Origin of the sequence: Streptomyces asiaticus (genome assembly GCF_018138715.1) — a bacterium.
GTDB lineage: Bacteria > Actinomycetota > Actinomycetes > Streptomycetales > Streptomycetaceae > Streptomyces > Streptomyces asiaticus.
The window spans coordinates 899,677-918,903 of record NZ_JAGSHX010000001.1 but is presented as its reverse complement, the minus strand read 5'-3'; the positions used below and the strand labels follow the sequence as shown (position 1 = coordinate 918,903).

Here is a 19,227-nt window from a genome sequence, read left to right as displayed (position 1 = left end):
TCTGGTGACGGTGGGTTCTCCCCCACCGGTCTGGCGGCCGGCCGGGGCGAGCGTGGGGGCCGGTGTGCGGCACACGGTGTCAGGGGCCATGCCGCACAGGCGGTCAGTGGCTGCTCCGCGCCGCCTCGCGCGTGCGGTGTGCCGGCTCGCGCGTGCGGTCGGATCCGGTGCGCAGGATTCGGGCGGCCGCAGCGGTGATGACGCACAGCAGGGTCAGCAGCACGAAGGCGTGGTTCAACGCCACGAGATGCGTCAGCCGGCCGATGACGGCGGGTCCGGAGAGCATGCGCAGGCCACGATCGTGACCCCGGCGGCCGCCCATGCCTTCTCCACGTACAGGGAGTGGGCGTCCATGCTCACGTCGGGACAGCCGTTGCAGAAACCGAAGGCCGGCAGGGTATCCGCCGACATCCAGGGATCCCGGGGCAGGCCGGGCAGTCCATCGCCGTGCCGCACAGCACGAAGTAGACGAAGTTCGCCACACGGGCGGACCGAAGCGAGCGTTCCATGCCGCTCACCATAACGAACGTACTTTGTGATTGGAAAGCCCATAAACGAACACCTTGCTTGTTCGTTACGAGGTGATGTTCAATCGCGGCATGAGCAACGCAGGCCGACACAGGCTGATCGCCCAGGCCGTCGGAGAGTCGGGAAGTGCCACGGTCCAGGAACTCGCCGCGCTGACCGGCACCTCGGAGATGACCATCCGGCGCGACCTCGACACACTGGCCGCCCATGGCGTCCTCGAACGCGTCCGCGGCGGGGCACGCACCCTGCTGCTCAGGGGCGAGGAGCCGCCCTTCGCGCTGCGCGCCCACGAAGCCATCGACGCCAAGCGCCGGATCGCGGCCGAGGTGTCCTCGCTCATCGCCGACGGCGAGTCCGTCCTCCTCGACAGCGGCACCACCTGCCTGGAGGTCGCCCGTCTGCTGCGTGGCCGACAGGTCACCGTGATGCCCCTGTCGTTGCAGGCAATCCACGTACTCAGCGACGCCCCGGGTCCGACCACGCTGATGGTGCCGGGCGGCCGGCCCCGCACCGCCGAGGGGGCCCTGACCGGCCCCCTCACGCTCGCCTCCCTGGCGGCACTGCGCTTCGACACCGCGGTCGTCGGCTGCTGCGGCCTGAGCGCGGCCGAGGGCTTGACCGCCTACGACCTCGACGACGCGGCGGTGAAGAAGGCCGGCATCGCCTCCGCGCGCCGCATCATCGTCGCCGCGGACGGCAGCAAACTAGGCCGCACCGCCTACGCCCACGTCGGCCCCTCCACGCTCCTCAGCACCCTCGTCACCGACACCACGGCTCCCGCCGACGAGGTGACCGCGCTCGAAAGCGGCGGCACCGTCGTCAAGACCGCCTGACGGGTCAACAACGCGGGCTACATGTCGATCCGCGGTGGCCGGCGCAAGCAGACCTCCCGCCGCATGGGCACGGAGTTCCGCGGGAACGTGTCAGGCGACACGCCGTATCAAGCGCAGCGCCGCCGCTGGCCTCCCCCGCCTGCGGCCCGGGGCGGGACAGCGTTCGAACGGACGGGTCAGGTGGGGCCGGGGGTTCGACCGATGGGATCCGGCACGACCACGCGCGCCCGGGACAGTGCACCTGGACGGTAGAGGTCCGCCCCCATACGCACGGGCAGCATCCGGTGTGCCAGCGCTGTGGCACCACCCCCCTCGGCACCGGAGCGTCGGCAGTCCGGGCAGCCGTAGTGCCTCACCTGGCTTACCACGCCCTCTCAGTCGGCGCCGTGGAGCGCTGCGGTAGGTGTCTCGGAATCGCTGCCGAAAACAACCGCCGGTCCCACTGCCCGGTCCCGCGTTCAGTCACCGTGGCGCCGATGGCCGTTGTCCGCGCGCGGAGGGGAGGGGCCTGCCCGGCGCCGTCGGCGCGCACGGCCTTCGGCACGCCCGGGGCGGGGCGGCTGCCCGCGGTCGGCTGGGGATGAGGCGTGAGTGTCGGTGCGGACGTCACGGCCGCCACCGGGAACCTCCGGCAGGGCCTGGAAGCGCGGTTGAGCGAGCTGGACGTCGCCACCGGGGCCCCGGCGTGCGGCCGTTCCTGAGCGCCGTCGCGCTTGGGCCGCGTGGAAGGCCCCCGGAGCCTGCCGCGCCTACACCTATGTGTCCGGGTGCTCGGACTCGTCAGCCGCGCCGGGCAGTTGGGTCAGGTGCCGATGCAGGACGGCCCGGATGGTGTCCGGACTCAGGCGGTCGGGGTGGAGTGTCGCGCCGAGGGCGAGTCCGTCGAGTACTGCGGCGAGATGCTCCGCCGCCACCGGATCGTCCACGCCCAGACGGTGCAGCAGGCGCCCGGCGACGTCCCGCAGCCCGTCGTGGAGTTCGGCGGCGATCTCGCCCAGGGCGGGGTCGGTGCGGGCAGCCGCGACGAAATCCAGCCAGACCGCGGTCTCCTCGGCGCGCGCCGCGTCGAGCGGCAGGAACTGGCCCACCACCTCCTGCGCCACCAGGCACGGGTCGTCCCCGGGGTGCCGCCGCTCCCGCTGGGCCGCCACTCGGTCGTCCACCCGGCGCACCATCTCGCGCGCCGCGGCCATCAGGAGCTCGCGGTGGCTGGCGAAGTAGTGCCGTACGGACCCGACGGCGAGGCCGGCCTCGGCGGCGACGTTCCGGAGAGTGGCCTGCTGGATGCCGCCGCGGGCCACGACCCGGAAGACGGCGTCCACGACCTCGCGGCGGCGCTCCTCGGGATCCACCATCTTTGGCACCCGGCTTTTATAGCACGACCGTGCTACGGTTTATTTAGCACGGAGATGCTAAAAAAATTGGGCGGACGCCGCAGCCCGCCCGTCCCGGTGACCAGGATCAAGGAGAAGCCATGGACCCCTCGGAGCCGACCTCTTCGCCGTCAGTACCGCAGCCGGCCCGGCCGTCGGCGCCCGCGCGCCGGCGCCGCCTCGGCCGCCTGGCCCGCTTGGCCCTCGACCTGGGCATCTCGCCCCTTGCGTACTACGGCTGCCTCGTCGCGGGTGTGGCCACACTCCCCGCGCTCCTGACCGCGACCGGAGTGGCGGCCCTCTGGCTCGCCGCCACCGTCCTGCACGACCGGCGTGCCGACGGCCTGGCCCTTGCCATGCTCCTCATGTACGGATTGTCGGCCGCCTTCGCCGCCGTGACCTCCCAGCCCCAGCCGCTGCTCCTGCGTGACCCACTGATCAGCGCCCTCGCCGGATCGGTGTTCCTCACAAGCTGCCTCACCGCCACGCCCGCCACCGCCTATCTGGCCGGCAGGCTGCACGGTCAACCGCCGCACGAGCCGATCCTGCTCCGCGCGCACCGCACCGAGACGCTGGTGTGCGGTGCCGGACTCATGGCAGAGGCCGTGGCACGTGTACTGCTCGTGCTGACCCTGCCGGTGTCCACGGCCGCCTCGCTCACGCCACCGCTGGAATTCGCCGTCCTCATCCCGCTCGTCGTGTGGATGATCCGCCACCGCGGGAGCGCGCGCACCCGTATCACCGCCCGAGTGCCTTCGCGGACGCGGGACCCCGAGCCCGCGCCGCCGTCGGTCGCCTTCGTCCTCGAACGCCACCGCGGGGGCGCGCGATGAGGACCGTGGACAGCACGCCCACCGCGGACGGCTTCCGCATGCCGGCGGAATGGGAGCCGCACGACGGATGCTGGATGGCGTGGCCGCAGAACGGTTACGTCTGGCGCGACGGAGCCCGCCCCGCGCAGCGCGCCCTCGCCGCCCTCGCCAACGCCGTCGCGGACACCGGGGAGGCAGTCACCGTCACGGTCACCGGCGACCAGTATGCACACGCCCGCTCCCGCCTCGACTCCCGCGTCCGCGTGGTGGAGACGACCAGTTGGCTGGGCTGGGCCCGGGACATCGCCCCCACCTTCGTGGTCGACGGCACCGGGCGGCGGCGCGGCGTGGACTTCGCCTTCAACGGCTACGGCAACCGCTACCCGTACTGGGCCACCGACGACCAGTACGCCCAAAGGGTGCTCGACCTCACCGCCACCGACCGCTACCGCGCCCCGCTCGTGCTGGAGGGCGGCTCCTTCCACGTCGACGGGCAGGGAACCGCCCTCGTCACGGCCGAGACCCTGCTCGACCCCGCCCGCAACGACGTTCCCTCACGCACCGCCATGCATCACCTCATGGCCGCCTACCTCGGCGTGACCCGCACCGTGTGGATCGAGTGGGGCCTCGCCGACGACGGCACGCGCGGCCATGTGGACAACATCGCGTGCTTCGCCGCCCCCGGGGTGGTCTGTCTGGCCTGGACTGACGACACGAGCGACCCCCAGTACGAGCGCAGCGCACGCGCCCTGGAAGACCTGAGAAGCGTCCAGGACGCCAGAGGCCGCACCCTCCGGGTGGAGAAACTGCCGCTGCCCGGCCCGCTGTACGCCACCGAGGCCGAGCTTCGAGGCATCGACCGTCACGGCGTCCCGACCGCCGGCACCGTGCCACGCCCCCGGCTCGCCGCCTCCTACACCAACTTCTACGCAACGCAGGACCACCTCTTCGTCCCCCTGCTCGACCCCGAACACGACGACGAGGCCCTCGCCCGCCTCGCCAGGATCCACCCGCACCACACAGTCGTCGGCCTCCCCACCCGCGAACTCCTCCTCGGCGGCGGCAACATCCACTGCGCCACCCAGCAGATACCGAGCAGCGGTGCGGTGGCGACGGGGCCTGGCAGCGGAGCCGGGCGGCGCCCACGATCGAACCATTCGTCCGCCAGGAATCCCGTCGAACACTCTGTCCGGTGACCGAGTCGGCGCGGGGCGCGCGTCGCCTCGCACGCCGGACGGGACGGCTCCGGACTAGCCCGGTAACCGGCCAGTCGTGCCCGAAATACCGCGGAAATCATGAAGCCGCCTGCTTGCCCTGCGGATCGCCCGCGAGCGCAAGCGCAGCAGCCGAGGCCGGTGCCACCATGTCGAGCGCCTGCTCCGGTGTCCGGGCCACGCGCAGGATGCCGGCGTCGCGTACGAAGCCCCTTTTCTCCAGCCGCTCGACGTAGTTGAGCAAAGGCAGCCAGTCGTCGTCCACGTCCAAGAGTACGAGGGGACCGACGTCCTGCCCGAGTGCGGCCATGGACACCACTTCGAGCACCTCGTCGAGCGTGCCGTAGCCGCCCGGAAGCGCGACGAAGGCGTCCGCGCGGTCGATCATGACGCGCTTGCGTTCCAGGAGATCCTCCGTGAGTACGATCTGCTGTGGCGGCAGGTGGTCGTTCATCTCCTTGGCGCGCAGGAACTCCGGGATGACCCCGAGGATCGGCGCACCGCCCTCGGCGGCACCGCGCGCCACCGCGCCCATCAGGCCGGACCCGCCCGCCCCGTAGACCAGCCCGTGGCCGCGGGCGGCCAGGCCGGCGCCGAGCACGGTGGCCGCCTGGACGTACCGGTCCGACGGTCCCGTGGAGAAGCCGCAGAAGACTCCGAGCGCCAGGGAGCTTTCAGAGGTATCCATAACTGAGCCAGCCTCCATCGACGACCACGGTCTGGCCGTTTATGTAGTCGGCCGCAGGGGAGGCCAGGAACAGGACGGGTCCGACGATGTCGGCCGGCCGGCCGCGCCGGCCGGAGGGGATGCGCCCGACGATGGCGTCCTCGTCGAGCGCGGCCGGATGCGGGGTCTCGATGCGGATCATGCCGGGGGCGACCGCGTTGACGTTGACGTTGCGCGCCGCCCACTCCACCCCCAGGCTGCGGGTCAGCTGGAGTACGCCGCCCTTGCTCGCGGCGTACAGCGCCCGTTCCGGGAAAGCGGTGTAGGACAACAGCGAGCAGAAGTTGACGACCTTGCCGTGGCCTTGCTCGAGCAGGTGCCTGCCGAAGATCTTGCAGGCCAGGAACGTGCCCATGACGTTGGTTTCCAGCAGGGTCCGCGCGGATTCCGCTGGAAACCCGGCAGTGGGTCCGAGATTGAAGACGCCCGCGGCGTTGACGAGGACGTCCACGCCACCGAACCTCTGGACCACCCGCTCGGCCGCCTCGCCCAGCGCCGCCTCGTCCGCGACATCCACGGCCACGGCTACGCTCTCGGCGCCGAGTTCCTCGATCTCGCCTGCCACCGACTCCACCTGGGACCCGGTGCGGGCCAGCACCGCGACCTGCGCGCCGTGGGCCGCGAAGCCGAGGGCGACGGCACGCCCGATGCCCCGGCCGCCGCCGGTGACCACGACCCGCATCAGCGCGCCCGGAACTCGCCGAACCAGTGCAGCTGGTCCGGCTTGGTGCGGGTGGGCACGTTGCGGTACACGTACAGCGCCACGCACTCGAACCGGTCGGCGGTGAACGTGGTGAGGATGTCCTCGCTGGTGATCCGGCGCGGGCCGGTACCGGCCACCATCTTGTCGGAGAAGGAGTTCAGCAGGAACAGGCCGCCGGGTTTGAGCAGGCGGTGCACTTCGTCGGCGTAGCGCGGCCTGGCGTCGTCACGCATGTTGTGGAACACGAAGGAGTCGGTGACGACGTCGGCCGAGGAGTCCGGCAGCGGGACGTCGAGCACGTCGCCCTGGATGAACTCGGCGTCGGCGCCGGCCAGTTCGGCCCAGCGGGTGGCCCGGGCGACGGCGTCCGGGGACAGGTCGACGCCGGTGACGTCCAGGCCCTGCACGGACAGAAAGACGGCGTCGACGCCGGGGCCGCTGCCCAGATCGATCAGGCGCTGACCCGGCTTGAGCGTGCCGTCGATCACCCGCTTGACCAGCTCCAGGCCGGGGGAGGCGTTGAACCAGGAGAGCGTGGCCAGCGGCTGGTCGGCGTAGACGGAGGAAAACGTGTCGGTCCAGCTCTGTGTGAAGGCAGTCATCGGGTGACCCCCTGGGTCGGGCCGCTGAGCACAGCGGCGGTGTCCTCGGTGACGAGGCGGACGTAACGGGGTACGACCGGGATCCGGTCGTCCGGCATGGTGAGGACGATGCGGTCCTCGGAACGGGACGCGACGGCGAATCCCGCGAATCGGTAGGTGACGAGCATCTGCCGGTTCCGGTCAGTGGGCCGGAAGTGGGCGACGGTGCGGGCACCGTGCGCGGCGGCGGTGCGGGCCAGCGCCGCGATGAGGGCGGTGCCGACGTTGCGGCCCATGACCCGGCAGGACATCAGCAGCAGCCGGATCGTCCACTCGGGGCCGGTGGACAGCACGGCCAGCCCGATGGTGCCGTAGGTGCCGAAGCGGTCGTCGAGTTCGGCGACGATCACCCAGTGGCCGGGGTCCCGCACCAGCTCGGCCAGCTCGTCCCGGTCGAAGGTGATGCCGGTGGTGTTGAGCTGGTGGGTGCGCCGGGTCAGCTCCGCCGCGCGGTCCAGGTCGCCCTCGGTCGCGTCGCGCACCCGCAACGTCATGCCCAGCGAGGACAGGAACTCCTCGGCTGGACCCTGGAACGTCTCCTCGTGCCCGCGGCGGCGGTCCTCGGCCTGGTACATCTCCCGGCGACGGGCGGCGTCGGCGGTCACCTGCCGCGGCAGGACCCGGCCGCCGGCGACCAGTTCGTGCAGCTTCTCCCGCGTCACGCAGCGGACTTCGGGCAGTTCCCTGGCCACCTCGGCACGTTCGAACTCCGAGTCGTCGACGAACAGCACGCTGTCGGCGCTGATGTTGAGCACTTCCAGCAGCGTGCGCAGCGAAGCGGACTTGGCCGACCAGCCGAGCTGCGGGTGCAGGAAGTACTTGTCGAGCCCGAAGCCGCGGAGCCGGTCCTCGGCGGGGCCGGGCTCGTTGCGGCTGGCGACGGACTGGAGGATGCCATGCTCGTCCAGAACGCGCACCAGGGTGCGGTTGGCGTCGGGAACGTGGAGTTCGTCGCCCTCCAGGAGCGTGCCGTCCCAGAGGGTGTCGTCCAGGTCCCAGACCACGCACTTGACGGTGTTCTCGGCCGTGGCCGGGGTCATCGCCGCCTTCCTTTCCCCGTGGTGCCCGGGTCCCGCAGCAGCGCGGTGGCCACGACGTCCTGGAGCACCTCGGTGGGTCCCTCGATCACCTCGTGCACCCGGGCCGCGGAGGCCAGCCGGGCCAGCGGATGGTTCTCGGTCTGGCCCTCGGCGCCCAGCAGACGCGAGGCAGTGGCGGTCACGCTGCTGGCCGCCCGGGAGGCCAGCAGCTTGGCGCGGGCGGCGGTCACCGCCGCCGTCGGCGTGCGGTCCTCGACCTCCTGCGCCGCCGACCGCACGTAGTGGGTCGCGGACTCGGTGGCGAGGGCGGCGTCGGCGAGCATCCCGCGCACCAGTTGGTGGTCCCCGAGCACGCGGTCCCCGGCGGAGCGGGTGACCGCGTGACCGACGGCCAGGTCGAGCGCGGCCTGTGCGATGCCCGCCGCCCCCGCCGCGACGCAGAGCCGGCCCAGGGTCAGGCACGACGTCGCGACGAAGGGGATGCCAGTGCCCGGTCGCCCCACCACTCGGGCGGTGGGGGCGGTCGCCCCGTCGAAGGTGACGCGGGCCAGCCGCGCGGCCCGCAGGCCCGCGGTGCGAGGTTCGGGCTCGACCCGCACCGCACTGCCCGCGTCCACCAGCGCGCAACTGTCCAGGCCCTCGGTGAGGCCGAAGACGAGGTAGGCGTCGGCGATCTGGCCGAAGGAGAGCCAGCGCTTCACCCCGGTGACGCGCAGGGTGTCGCCGTCCCGGTCGATCGTGGTGGTCAGTGCCCCGGCGTCGGCTCCGCCGCCCGTCTCGGTGAGGGCGAAAGCGGCGAGCACCCGGCCGGTGGCCAGCTCGGGCAGGAACGCGTCGCGGGTCTCCCGCACCGCCCAGCGGCGCAGGGCGTGACAGACCATGGCGTGGACCACCAGCAGGCTGTGCAGGCTGGGCGAGGCGGCGGCCACCAGCCGGTGCACCTCGGTCACGTCCACCAGCGGGAGATCGCTGCCGTGGTGCGCGGTGCCGACGGTCATGCCGAGCAGCCCGTGCCCGGCCAGGCGCTCGACGTCCTCGCGCGGGACGGCGCCCGCCCGTTCCCAGGCAGTGGCCCGGTCGGCGAACTGCTCGCCCCTCAGCACGTCGAGGACCGCTTCCGGCACAGTGGTGCTCACGCCGCCACCCGGCGGGTGACCAGGGCGGCCAGTCCCCGCACGGAGTCGAAGTTGAGCAGTTCCAGGTCCTCGTCGGTCACCTCGACGTGGAAGGTGCGCTCGACGAAGTCGACCATCTGGACCGCGGCGATCGAGTCCAGGACACCCCCGGAGATCAGCGGCCAGTCGTCCTCGATGTCCGGGTGGCCGCTGAGCCGGGTGATGAATTCCCGCACCACGGCGACGATTTCCTCGTCCGTGGGCGCGTTCTGAGCAGTCATCGTGTCAGCTCCCGTCGTAGGAGTAGAAACCGCGGCCGCTCTTGGCCCCGGTCCGGCCCTCGTCGACCATCCGGCGCAGGTGCGGGTGGGTGGCGAACTCGGTGGTCCCGTAGTGCTCGTGCAGGACCTCGAGCGTGCGCACGACCGTGTCGAGGCCGATCAGGTCGGCGGTGCGCAGCGGCCCGGAGGTGTGGCCGAGGCAGCCCTTGAACAGCTCGTCGACCTGGTGCGGGGTGGCGACACCGTCCGCGACGACGGCGGCCGCGAGGTTGACCACCGGCATCAGCACGCGGTTGATGACGAAGCCGGGGGCGTCGTTGACCACGACGGAGCGCTTGCCCATGCGGCCCAGCAGGTCCCGGGCCGCGGCCAGCGCGGTGTCCGAAGTGGACGGGGCGCGGACGACCTCGACCATGTCGATGCGGTCGACCGGGTTCATGAAGTGCGCGCCGACCACGCGGCCGGGGTCGGCAAGGCACTCCGCCAGCCGGGCGATGGGGATGGCGGAGGTGTTGGCGGCGATGGTCACACCGGGCGCCAGCGCCTTGTCCAGCAACGTGTACAGCTCGCGCTTGCCCGGTTCCGATTCGGTGGTGTTCTCTACCACGAACCCGGCGTCGGCCACGTCGGCCAGATCGGTGCTGAGGCGGATGTCCAGCGGCCGCGGTCCCCGGCCGCCCAGCAGCGCGGCCAGCCGCTCGTGCCGCCGGACGGCCGCGCGGGCCGCGTCCAGTGCGGCGGTATCGGTGTCGACGAGGGTGACGGCGTAACCCGCCGCCGCGGCGGCGTGGGCGACGCTGGAGCCGATGACACCGGCTCCGATCACTCCGAGCGTGGGTGCGCTCATGACGCTGGGCTCCCATGGTCGAGGGGTTCCGGTTCGTGCTCGGTGGTGGCGAGCCAGTCCTGGACCTCGCGCGTCATGCCGCCGAGGGTCGCGGAGGCGAAGACGACAGACGAGGGCACGGCCCGTCCGGTGAGTTCCTTGAGGCCGGCGATCAGGTGCACACCCATCAGGGAGTCGCCACCGAGGTGGAAGAAGTGGTCGTCGGGGTGCACTTGGCGCAGTCCGAGCAGGACCCGGAAGCGGTGGGCCAGGAACTGCCCGACGGTGGATCCGGGTGCCTCCTCCGACGGCGCCGGCGCGGGGGGCTCGGGTACCGACTCGGCCTGCCGCTCCGTGGCAGGCGCCGGCCAGGGACCGGCAGGCGGCTCGGTGTCGGGCAGGTACCGGCGGCGCAGCAGGGCGCGCGGGGGGAGGCTGACCCGGCGCGCCGGGCCACGGCGCAGGCGTGGCCAGTCGGTCTCGACCCCGTGTGCCCACAGTTCTCCCAGTGCCTCGAGCAGGATCTGCCGGTCGCCGGTGTTCTCGTAGGACCGCCGCACGGTGCGCACGCACACGGCGTCCGGGTCGGCCTGGCTGATCCAGGGACGGGCGGTGCCCGGTCCCACCTCGATCAGGATCCGGTGCCGGGACAGGACCAGCCCGGCCGCCGTGCGGAACCGCACCCGGCTGACCATGTGGTCACGCCAGTAGCCGGGTTCGGGTACCTTCCCGTCCAGCCACGTGCCGAGCACGCTCGACGCGATGGGGATGCGGGCCGGCGCCAGGTCCACGTGGCGCAGATCCTCGCCGAGCAGGGCGGCGGCGCCCGCCAACTGCGGTGTGTGGAAGGGATGCGTGGCGTCCACGGGCAACGTGGTGAACCCCGCGGCCCGCAGTCGGCCGGCCAGCGTCGACACGGCTTCCGGTCGGCCGGAGAACACGCAGTGGCCCGGCCCGTTCTCGGCCGCGATCCAGGTGTCCTCCACGGCGTACCGCTCCACCTCCTCCGCGGCGGCGAGCACGCTGAGCATGGCGCCCGGCCCGGCGGTCTCGACCAGGTCGGCCCGGCGGGCGACGGCGGCCATCGCGTCCTCCGGCCCGACGACCCCGGCCAGCACGGCCGCCACCCACTCCCCCAGGCTGTGGCCCAGCAGCGCGGCCGGGCGGATCCCGAGGTCCATGAGCGTGCGGGCCATGGCGTGTTCCATGCAGAACAGCGACAGGTGCACCTCGCGCAGTTCCCGGGGCGCGGGCGCCGAGCCGCCGCGCCGCAGCAGGGCGCGCAGGTCCACGCGGTCGCCCTGGCGGTCCGGCCGGGCCGGCTCGGTGGCGAACGACCGGCCCACGGCACCGTCGGTGAGCGTGTCCGCCACGGCCACGACGCCCTGGAGGTGGCGGGCAAACAGCGGGTCCGTGCGGGCCAGTTCGGCGCCCATGCCCGGGTAGTGACTGCCGAGGCCCGGCAGCACGAACACGACCTCGGGGACGTCGGCTGTGGCGTGGCCGCGCTGGATTCGCAGCCGGTCGCTGCCGAACGCCACGGCCACCTCGTCCGGGGAGCGCACCACGGCGTAGGCACGATGCGCATAGCGGTGGCGTGCGGTCTGGGTCGTCCACGCCGCGTCGGCGATCCGCGAAGGGTTCTCGCCCAAGTGGTCGCGCAGAGCGGCCAGGTCGACGTCCAGGGCGTCCGAGTGGTGGCTGGACAGCAGCAGCAACTCGGGCTCCTGCGAGGGCGGCGTCACCGGTGCGACGGGCGCTTCCTCCAGTACCACGTGGCAGTTCGTGCCGCCCAGGCCGAAGGCACTCACCCCGGCCCGCCGGGGCCGGCCGGGCACCGCGGTCCAGTCCAGGGCCTCGCCCAGCGGCTGCAGCGGGCCGGACCGGGCGGCCAGGTCGGCGGGCAGCCGCTCGAAGTGCGGGGTGGCGGCGAGACGCCGGTGGCGCAGCGAGAGCACCGCCTTGGCGAAGCCGGCCAGGCCCGCCGCTTCCCGCAGGTGCCCGAGACCGCCCTTGACCGCCCCGACGTGGACGGGGTGGCCGGCCTCGGCGAACACCTCGGCCAGCGCCGACCACTCGGTGGAGTCCCCGATCCGGGTTCCGCTGCCGTGCGCCTCCACGTAGTCGATGTCCCCGGGCCCGAGCCCGGCCACGTCCAGTGCGGCCCGGATCACCTCGGTCTGGGCGGCGGCGTCGACCCCGGCGAAACCCGACTTGCCGGAGCCGTCGTTGTTCATGGCACTGCCCCGCACCACGGCCCAGATCTCGTCGCCGTCGCTCACCGCGTCGGCCAGCCGCTTGAAGACGACGGCGCCGACGCCGTCGCCGGGGACGGACCCGCCCGCCGCCGCGTCGAAGGGGCGGCACACCCCGTCCGGGGAGCCGATGCCGCCGAGCGGGGCGTCGTAGCCGCCGGGAGCGGGGACGCGGACCGAGGACACGGCGGCCACGGCCAGGTCGCTGCCGCGGCCGAGCAGGTCCTGCACGGCCAGGTGGACGGCGGTCAGCGCGGTGGAGCAGGCCGACTGCACGGTGACGGCGGCGCCCTGCAGGCCGAGCCGGTAGGCGACCCGGGTGGCGGCGTAGTCGCCGCGGTTGGTCACCTCCAGGGACTGGGCGTCGACGCCGGGGCGGCCGGCCAGCGCACTGCCGACCCACCGCTCGTAGTCGCTGTGGCCGACCCCGGCGTAGACGCTGACCGCCATCGTCCCGGCCCGGTCGACGTTGGCCGTGGTCAGCGCCTCGTCGACGGCCTCCAGCAGCAGCCGCTGCTGCGGATCGGTCAGCAGCGCCTCGGACGCGGCGATCCCGAAGCGGTCGCGGTCGAAGTGACCGGGACCCGGCACCGATCCGTAGGCAGGCACGAACGTGGCAGCCGTGGCGGCCTCCCGCCGGGTGATGCTGTCTTCGCCGGCTTCGAGGAGGGACCAGTACCGCGCCACGCTGTCACAGCCGGGCAGCCGCACGGACAGGCCGACGACCGCGACGGCGTCCTCGTCGTCGAGCGCGTTCACCTCGAATCAGCTCCTTCGACGTGGGTTGGCGGTCCGCGAGGGGACGCGCCGGCGGCGGTCGGACGGCCGTCGGGCGGGTGGGCGAGCGGGCTCCTCGGTGTCCAGCAGGCGGGCGCAGCCACGCGGGGTGCCGGCGGCGAACACCTCGGCCAGCGCGAACTGCCGGCCCGCCGCGGTCTCCAGCGCGCCGCGCAGCAGCATCAGGCGCAGCGAGTCGCCGCCGAGGGCGAAGAAGTCGTCGTCGAGGCCGACGTCGTCCAGCCCCAGGACGCGGGCCACGAGCTCGGCGGCTCTGCGCTGCCCGGGAGTGGCCGGTGCGGCGTAGGGCACATCGAGTTCCGGACGGCCACGGGGCACGACCCGCAGTGCCGTGCGGTCGACTTTGCCGCTGCCCAGCAGGGGCAGGGCGGGCACCGAAGCCAGCCGCGCCGGCACCATGAAGTCCGGCAACCGCCCGGCCAGGTACTCACGCAGCCGCTGGACAGGGATCTCCTCGCCCGCGGGCACGACGTAGGCGACCAGGGCGGCCCCCTGGTCGGGATCCGGCGCGCCGACGACGACGGCGTTGGCCACGCCCGGGTGCCCCCGCAGCACGGTCTCGACCTCCGCCGGCTCCACCCGCTGCCCGCGCACCTTGACCTGGTCGTCGGCCCGGCCCAGGTACTCCAGCTCGCCGCTGGGCAGGTACCGGGCGAGGTCCCCGGTCCGGAACACGACCGGGGGGCGACCGGGATCGTGCCGGTTGGGCAGGAACCGCTCGGCGGTCAGGTCGGGCCGCCCGAGGTAGCCGTCGGACAGCCCGGGGCCGCCGGTATGGATCTCGCCGGGGATGCCGGGCGGCACCAGCCGGCCCGCTGAGTCGCACAGGTACACGCGCATGTCGAGGGGGACGCCGACGTTGGTGCCGGGGCCGCCGGTCCCGGGGGCGGCCGGGGCCGCGGTGCGGTGGCAGACGTAGTCGGCCTCGCTGAGGGTGTAGGTGTTGTGCACCTCGAAGCCCAGCGAGCGCAGTTCGCCCTCCAGGTCCTGGCTCAGCGCCTCTCCCCCGACGAACACGTGCCGCAACGCGGGCGCCGTGCGGAACGCGGGCTGGGTCAGCAGGAGCCGCAGCATTGACGGCACGAAGCTGACGGTGGTGATGGCCTCGTCGTGGATGAGCCGGGCGAGGTAGCGGTCGTCCAGATCGCGGCCGGGCTCGGCCAGCACCGCGGTGCCACCGCCGGCCAGCGGCCAGACGAACTCCCGGAAACTGATGGGCGACTTGAGCAAGTGCCGGTCCGCCGGGCCGGGGCCGTAGAGGTCCTGTTCGAGCTGGATGCGGGAGGTGTGCATCCGGTGCGGGCGCACCACGGCCTTGGGGGTGCCGCTGCTGCCCGAGGTGAAGAGGACGTAGGCGGTGGTGTCGGGCCGTGCGGTGTCCGGCGGCGGACCGGACGGCTGGTCGAGGGCGAGCAATGCCTCGACCCTCCGGGCCTGCCCGCCGACGGCGGTGTGGCCACTGGCGGTGGTGAGCACGGCCACCGGGTCGGTGAGGCCGAGGATGTCCGCGGCCCGCGGTGCGGGCAGTGCCGGGTCCAGGTAGACGAACGCGCCGCCCGCCTTCCAGATGCCCAGGATGGCGGTGAACAGGTCGAGGTCCCGCTCACCGGTCAGCACCACGAGGTCGCCGGGTGCCTCGATGTACGGGAGCAGGGCGTGCGCGAACCGGTCGGAGTCCGCGTCCAGCCGGCCGTAGGTCAGTTCGGTGTCGCCGCACCGCAGGGCGACGGCATCCGGCGTGCGGGCGCTCTGCTCGCGGAAGAGGCGGTGCAAGGTGACGTCGGCGTGCGGGGTGTGCCGGGCGTTCCAGGTTTCCAGCAGGAGCGTGCGCTCCGCCGGCAGCAGCAGCTCGACGTCGCCGGCGGCCCGGTCCGGGTGCTCGGCGACCTCGTGGGCGAGCAGCGCCAGGTGTTCCGCGACCCGATCCGCACTGCCGTCGTCGAATACGTCGGCGTCGTGCGCCAGGTCCAGCACGTCACCGTCGGCGGAGAGCGTCCAGACGGGCCGGCGGAGCACGGCCGGTGGCACCTCGGCGGGGGCCGAGAGCACGGCCGCGTAGAGCTCGCCCTCGGCAGGCGGCGCGGCGGGCCGCGGCCGGATGGCGCAGGCGAGTTCGCCCAGCGGGGTGGTCTCCTGGTCTGCATCGCTGTCGTGGCACACGACGGTGCGGCCGTCGTCGGCGACTCCGACGACATCCCAGCCGACGCCGTAGCGGTGCAGCAGCAGGCGGCTCAGGGCGGCCAGCCGGACCACCCCGCCGGGCCCCTGCAACAGAGCTGCCGCCGGGGGGCTCACCCGTGCCGTGGCGTGCCGAGGCCGCGGCTCGCCGTGATCGGGAATGTGCTGCGGGAGAGTGATCATCACCGGTCCCCGCCCGTCACGGTCGCCAGGCCGGCCCGGCGGCGCAGCACGGAGCGGGCCGCCGCCATGCCGGTCGCGGCGCCGTAGGTGATGCCGATGATCTTCGAGGAGCTGTCGCCGACGAAGTACAGCCCGGGGATGGAGGACTCCAGGTCGTCGGAGAGCTCGATGTCGGGGAAGATCCGCTCGATAACGGGGGCGGCGACCGTGGCCGTGCCCGGCACGAGTCCCGGGTGCAGGGCGTTGAGCCGCTCGACCATGGCCAGCACGTCGCGGACCAGCGACGGGGGCAGGCACTCGCGCAGGTCGCCGTGGTGGTAGTTGATCAGGCTGGTGGTCAGCGGCCCCTCCGGGGCAGGGCGCTCCGCCAACTCGTCCACCGTGGACACGACCGGAAGGCCTCGGCCGTAGGCCGCGACCCTGGCCGCGAACGCGGCGGCGTGCTCGGTGCCGTCGGTCCCCTCCGGCAGGTCGACGGTGGTGAGAACACCCATGTTGGACTTGCTGGTGGGCTGGTTGAGGCAGTGCTGCCCGTCCAGGGCGACGGCGTCCAGGAAGCCGTACTGCATGACCCGGCCGCCCTCGCAGACGCAGAACGTCCGCACGGAGTGGCCCTCCTCGTTGAGGAAGGACAGCTTCGGGTTGTGGCAGCCGTCCAGCAGGCGGTCGAGGTCCTCCCGCCGCGTCTCCAGGCGCACGCCGAGATCGACGCGGCGGCTGGGCCGGTGGCGCACACCGATCCGGCCGATGAGTTCGCGCACCCACGGCAGGCCGAGCTTGCCCACGCCCACCACGACGTCATCGGCGTGGAAAGCGGCCGGCCCGCCAGGAGTGGCCGCGCGCACCTCGAAACCGCCGCCGCCCAGCGGCTCGATGTCCTCGGCACGGTGGTGCAGCAGCACGCGGCCGCCGTTCTCCTCGAGTTCGGCGTTGAGGCGGGCGATGACGACCAGGGAGTCGTCCACGGTGACGCTCTGCGAGAACGCGGTGTCGACGTGCTGGAACATCGCACCGAAGGAGTCGTCTTGTCCGGCGTGGACGGGCTCGGCGGGCGGCAAGCCCAGTTCATAGAAGATGCGGTACGCCTCGGAGATCAGCTCCTGGGCGTGCTCGAACGAACCGAGGGCACGCTCCAGCCCGCTGTAGGAGCGGACCGTGCCGTCCGGCGCCGACTCGATCTTGGAGCGGGTGAGCGAGGAGATGTAGCCGAGGTTGGTGTCGAAGTGGAAGGCGGCGCCGCCCAGCCCCGTCAGGCAGGTGCAGCGGGGGCACTGCAGACGGAACTTCTCGGCGTCCCGCACGGACCGCCCGTCCATGCGGGCCACCAGGCGGGAGCACAGGCTCTCCCGCATGTCGCCGCCGGCCTCCAGCAGGGCGACGCGGCGGCCGGCCCGCACCAGGGTCAGGGCCGCGAACAGTCCGGCGGGGCCGCCGCCGATGACCACGGCGTCCGTACGGACCGGCGTGGCGTTGGTGTCAGACATGGTTGCTCCCGTTGACCGTTGGGCGTCGTTCGAGGTAGCGCTCGCGGAAGGGGCGGTAGAAGAGCCGGCTGGTGTCGCGGCCTTCGGCCTCGATGCGCTCGATCAGCCACTGGCAGGTGAACGGCAGCAGGTCGAGCACGCGGCCGGGCTGCTGACCGGTGTGGGCACCGTAGTGGTCGAGACCGCGGGCCAGGACGGAGCCGAACCAGTGCTCGCGGTCGAAGACCTGGTCGTAGAGCCAGTCGAAGCCGCGCTCCCGATAGTCGGGGAAGACCACGAGCGCCGTCGTCATGAGCAGGTTGACGATGTCCATGGCGGCGATGCCGGTGGCGCGGTAGTCCTCGAAGTCCAGCACCCTGGCGGTGCCGTCACGCGGGTCGCAGCGGACGTTCCACGGGCCGAGGTCGCCGTGGGTCGGCGCCAGCAGTGCCGCGCGCAGCGCCTCGTCGGCGTGCTGAACACCGAACTCCGGCGTGCGGACGTAGTGGGCGGCCGTCTCCAGGGCGAGCTCGGGCGTGCTGGAGACCGCGGGACCCGACCGGTGCAGTTCGACGACGCGGTCCACTGCCGGGCGCAGCACCCGCCACAGGCCGTCAGGGGTGTCCACGCCCGTGACGGCGGTGGGCAGGTCGACGCCGGGCAGGTAGCTCATGGTGAACCCGCCCCCCAGCGCGTCGAGCGGAGCCGGACAGCCCAGGGGTGACGGAGGCCGGAAGGAGCGCAGGACCTCGAGCTCGCCGGCGAGCTTCGGGTCGCTGTGCGACAGCGGGATCTTGGCCACCGCCACGGCCTCGCCGTCGATGTCGAGACGGACGAACGTCCGACGGCGGACCTTGCGGGCGCCGGCAGGCGTCCAGGTGCTGGTGTTCACGCGCTCCGGCGACACCTCGCGCTGCCCGGTGCGTTCCCGGTGGGCGGCCAGCATGAGTTGGGTGATCTCGTCGGTGTCGACGGTGCGCTCCGCGAGGTCGGCGGCGGTCACGACGTCCTCCCGGCGGGCGTGAGGCGGTCACTGATGCGGGCCAGCAGGTCGGCCAGGGCGGGGCCGCCGAGAAGCCCGCCGAGCTCGTCGACGGCGGCGTCGCGTTCCTGGTTCGTCAGCTGCCGGTAGTCGGCCAGGCGCTTGTTCAGGTAGTCGGCGAAGGCGCGGTACTCGGCCTCGTCCGAGAGGAGTTCGCGGGTGAGCCGGTCCAGCGCCCGCGTGCCCTCCAGGTCGTCCTCCGGTACCTCGAACCGGGTGCCGAGGTCGATGAGGCTGGCCGCGTTGTCACCGATCGCGGTACCGCGCAGGGCCCGCAGGTTGGTGACGTGCCCGTAGTGCTGTTCGGGCAGCAGCAGCGGGAGCTTGCGCAGGATGACCGCCTCGTGCAAGGAGGTGAGGCTGGGCGGCACCGCGTACAACGGGGCGTGGGCCAGGTGCCGCAGGAAGTCCTTGTGCGGCAACATGGTGTACTCGATCTCGACGCCTCCGTGGGTCTCGGTCACCGGTTCCCGGAACGCACCACCGCACACCAGGACGCGGCGCAGTTCGGGCTGCGCTGCGGCGAGTTCGGTGACCCACCGGTGCAGCAGGTCGAGATAGGCATTGTGGGATTCGTAGTCCAGGAAGAAGTTCTGGAAGCCACCCAAGTTGATCAGCAGGTCGGGAACGCGGTCCGGTGCGGAAGCGGACAGCTCGGCCTCCAACGCGCCTCGGTCCACGATGGGGCCGCACAGCTGGATGTGGCTCGCGCCCGTCCTGGTCAGGGAGTCGATGCGCGCCGCGACACCGGGGAAGTTCTGCGCGTACGACCGGGTGGCCAGCAGATGGGCCAGCAGGATGCGCTCGTGCGGCGTCAGCGTGTCGAAGACGAACCGCGCGGTCTCGTCGTCGGACCAGCGCACGAGCTGAGCGCGGGCGGCCAGTTCCTCAATGCTGCGCTCGGTGAGCCAGAAGCTCAGCAGGCTGTCGAAGAACAGCACCGGCACGTCGGCGCGCACCGCCCAGAACACGAGTTCCGCGTCCATCACGCTGACCACGAAGTCAGCCTCGGCCAGGCCGGCCGCGACGTCCTCGTACCGCTGGGTGTCACCCTCGTTGATGTTGGTGAAGCGGTGCAGGTGGCGCCGCGCGAAGTCCAGCGCGACGTCGCGACCCGTGAAGTCGATCGTGGCGCCCTCGAACAGCGGCGATATGGCGGTGAGTTTGGAGATGGGTCCGAAGCCGCAGGCCTGGGCGCTGGAGAAGATCCTCATC

At 72.6% G+C, this 19,227-nt stretch carries 16 protein-coding genes and 1 pseudogene; 3 read left to right on the top strand and 14 right to left on the bottom strand.

The genetic code is table 11. The features are described from left to right. Positions 1-103 precede the first annotated feature (103 nt). Positions 104-286: pseudogene (locus tag KHP12_RS50460) on the bottom strand (MFS transporter); the annotation flags it as partial. Between the two features lie 313 nt (positions 287-599). Here KHP12_RS50460 and KHP12_RS03755 point away from each other — a divergent pair. Continuing rightward, entirely contained in the window at positions 600-1,361 is a 762-nt protein-coding gene (locus tag KHP12_RS03755) for a DeoR/GlpR family DNA-binding transcription regulator (RefSeq protein ID WP_086879746.1), read from the top strand. A 755-nt stretch (positions 1,362-2,116) separates the two neighbouring features. Here the strand turns inward: KHP12_RS03755 and KHP12_RS03750 are convergent. Further along, on the bottom strand, positions 2,117-2,716 hold the full coding sequence (locus tag KHP12_RS03750; protein WP_244202515.1) for a TetR/AcrR family transcriptional regulator: 600 nt from the start codon (positions 2,714-2,716) through the stop codon (positions 2,117-2,119). Between the two features lie 119 nt (positions 2,717-2,835). Here KHP12_RS03750 and KHP12_RS03745 point away from each other — a divergent pair, with 119 nt between their 5' ends. Next, positions 2,836-3,567 (top strand): VC0807 family protein, encoded by a 732-nt coding sequence (locus tag KHP12_RS03745; RefSeq protein WP_211831419.1) that lies wholly within the window; start codon positions 2,836-2,838, stop codon positions 3,565-3,567. A 5-nt stretch (positions 3,568-3,572) separates the two neighbouring features. After that, positions 3,573-4,742 carry an agmatine deiminase gene (gene aguA, locus KHP12_RS03740; RefSeq protein WP_211831418.1) on the top strand — a complete coding sequence of 390 codons (1,170 nt, stop codon included), beginning with the start codon at positions 3,573-3,575 and terminating at the stop codon, positions 4,740-4,742. A 97-nt stretch (positions 4,743-4,839) separates the two neighbouring features. Here the strand turns inward: aguA and KHP12_RS03735 are convergent, their stop codons facing one another. The 12 genes from KHP12_RS03735 to KHP12_RS03680 are packed head-to-tail and all read right to left on the bottom strand — an operon-like array spanning position 4,840 to position 19,226. Beyond that, positions 4,840-5,448 carry an LOG family protein gene (locus KHP12_RS03735; protein WP_167442351.1) on the bottom strand — a complete coding sequence of 203 codons (609 nt, stop codon included), beginning with the start codon at positions 5,446-5,448 and terminating at the stop codon, positions 4,840-4,842. Beyond that, positions 5,435-6,169, bottom strand: a complete 735-nt coding sequence (locus KHP12_RS03730) for an SDR family NAD(P)-dependent oxidoreductase (protein ID WP_086879732.1) — start codon at positions 6,167-6,169, stop codon at positions 5,435-5,437. Before KHP12_RS03730 ends, KHP12_RS03735 begins: the two co-directional genes overlap by 14 nt. Next, a complete protein-coding gene (locus tag KHP12_RS03725) occupies positions 6,169-6,792 on the bottom strand; it encodes a class I SAM-dependent methyltransferase (RefSeq protein WP_086879731.1) in 624 nt (207 codons plus the stop codon). The genes KHP12_RS03730 and KHP12_RS03725 overlap by 1 nt, the downstream gene beginning before the upstream one ends. Further along, a complete protein-coding gene (locus KHP12_RS03720; protein ID WP_211831417.1) occupies positions 6,789-7,871 on the bottom strand; it encodes an HAD-IIIC family phosphatase in 1,083 nt (360 codons plus the stop codon). Before KHP12_RS03720 ends, KHP12_RS03725 begins: the two co-directional genes overlap by 4 nt. Continuing rightward, entirely contained in the window at positions 7,868-9,007 is a 1,140-nt protein-coding gene (locus KHP12_RS03715; RefSeq protein WP_211831416.1) for an acyl-CoA dehydrogenase family protein, read from the bottom strand. Before KHP12_RS03715 ends, KHP12_RS03720 begins: the two co-directional genes overlap by 4 nt. Then, positions 9,004-9,267 (bottom strand): acyl carrier protein, encoded by a 264-nt coding sequence (locus KHP12_RS03710; RefSeq protein ID WP_086879728.1) that lies wholly within the window; start codon positions 9,265-9,267, stop codon positions 9,004-9,006. The genes KHP12_RS03715 and KHP12_RS03710 overlap by 4 nt, the downstream gene beginning before the upstream one ends. Positions 9,268-9,271: 4 nt before the next feature. Continuing rightward, positions 9,272-10,114: a 3-hydroxyacyl-CoA dehydrogenase family protein gene (locus tag KHP12_RS03705; RefSeq protein WP_086879727.1), complete on the bottom strand. Its 843-nt coding sequence runs from the start codon at positions 10,112-10,114 to the stop codon at positions 9,272-9,274. Then, on the bottom strand, positions 10,111-13,107 hold the full coding sequence (locus tag KHP12_RS03700; RefSeq protein ID WP_086879726.1) for a type I polyketide synthase: 2,997 nt from the start codon (positions 13,105-13,107) through the stop codon (positions 10,111-10,113). Before KHP12_RS03700 ends, KHP12_RS03705 begins: the two co-directional genes overlap by 4 nt. A gap of 6 nt (positions 13,108-13,113) precedes the next feature. After that, positions 13,114-15,507 (bottom strand): non-ribosomal peptide synthetase, encoded by a 2,394-nt coding sequence (locus tag KHP12_RS03695; protein ID WP_211831415.1) that lies wholly within the window; start codon positions 15,505-15,507, stop codon positions 13,114-13,116. Beyond that, a complete protein-coding gene (locus KHP12_RS03690) occupies positions 15,507-16,991 on the bottom strand; it encodes an FAD-binding protein (protein WP_086879724.1) in 1,485 nt (494 codons plus the stop codon). The genes KHP12_RS03695 and KHP12_RS03690 overlap by 1 nt, the downstream gene beginning before the upstream one ends. Continuing rightward, the gene (locus tag KHP12_RS03685) at positions 16,984-17,973 is read right to left on the bottom strand and encodes an aminoglycoside phosphotransferase family protein (protein ID WP_086879723.1); all 990 of its coding nucleotides are present in this window, start codon (positions 17,971-17,973) and stop codon (positions 16,984-16,986) included. Before KHP12_RS03685 ends, KHP12_RS03690 begins: the two co-directional genes overlap by 8 nt. Continuing rightward, positions 17,970-19,226, bottom strand: a complete 1,257-nt coding sequence (locus tag KHP12_RS03680; RefSeq protein WP_086879722.1) for a hypothetical protein — start codon at positions 19,224-19,226, stop codon at positions 17,970-17,972. The genes KHP12_RS03685 and KHP12_RS03680 overlap by 4 nt, the downstream gene beginning before the upstream one ends. Between the last annotated feature and the right edge of the window lies 1 nt (position 19,227).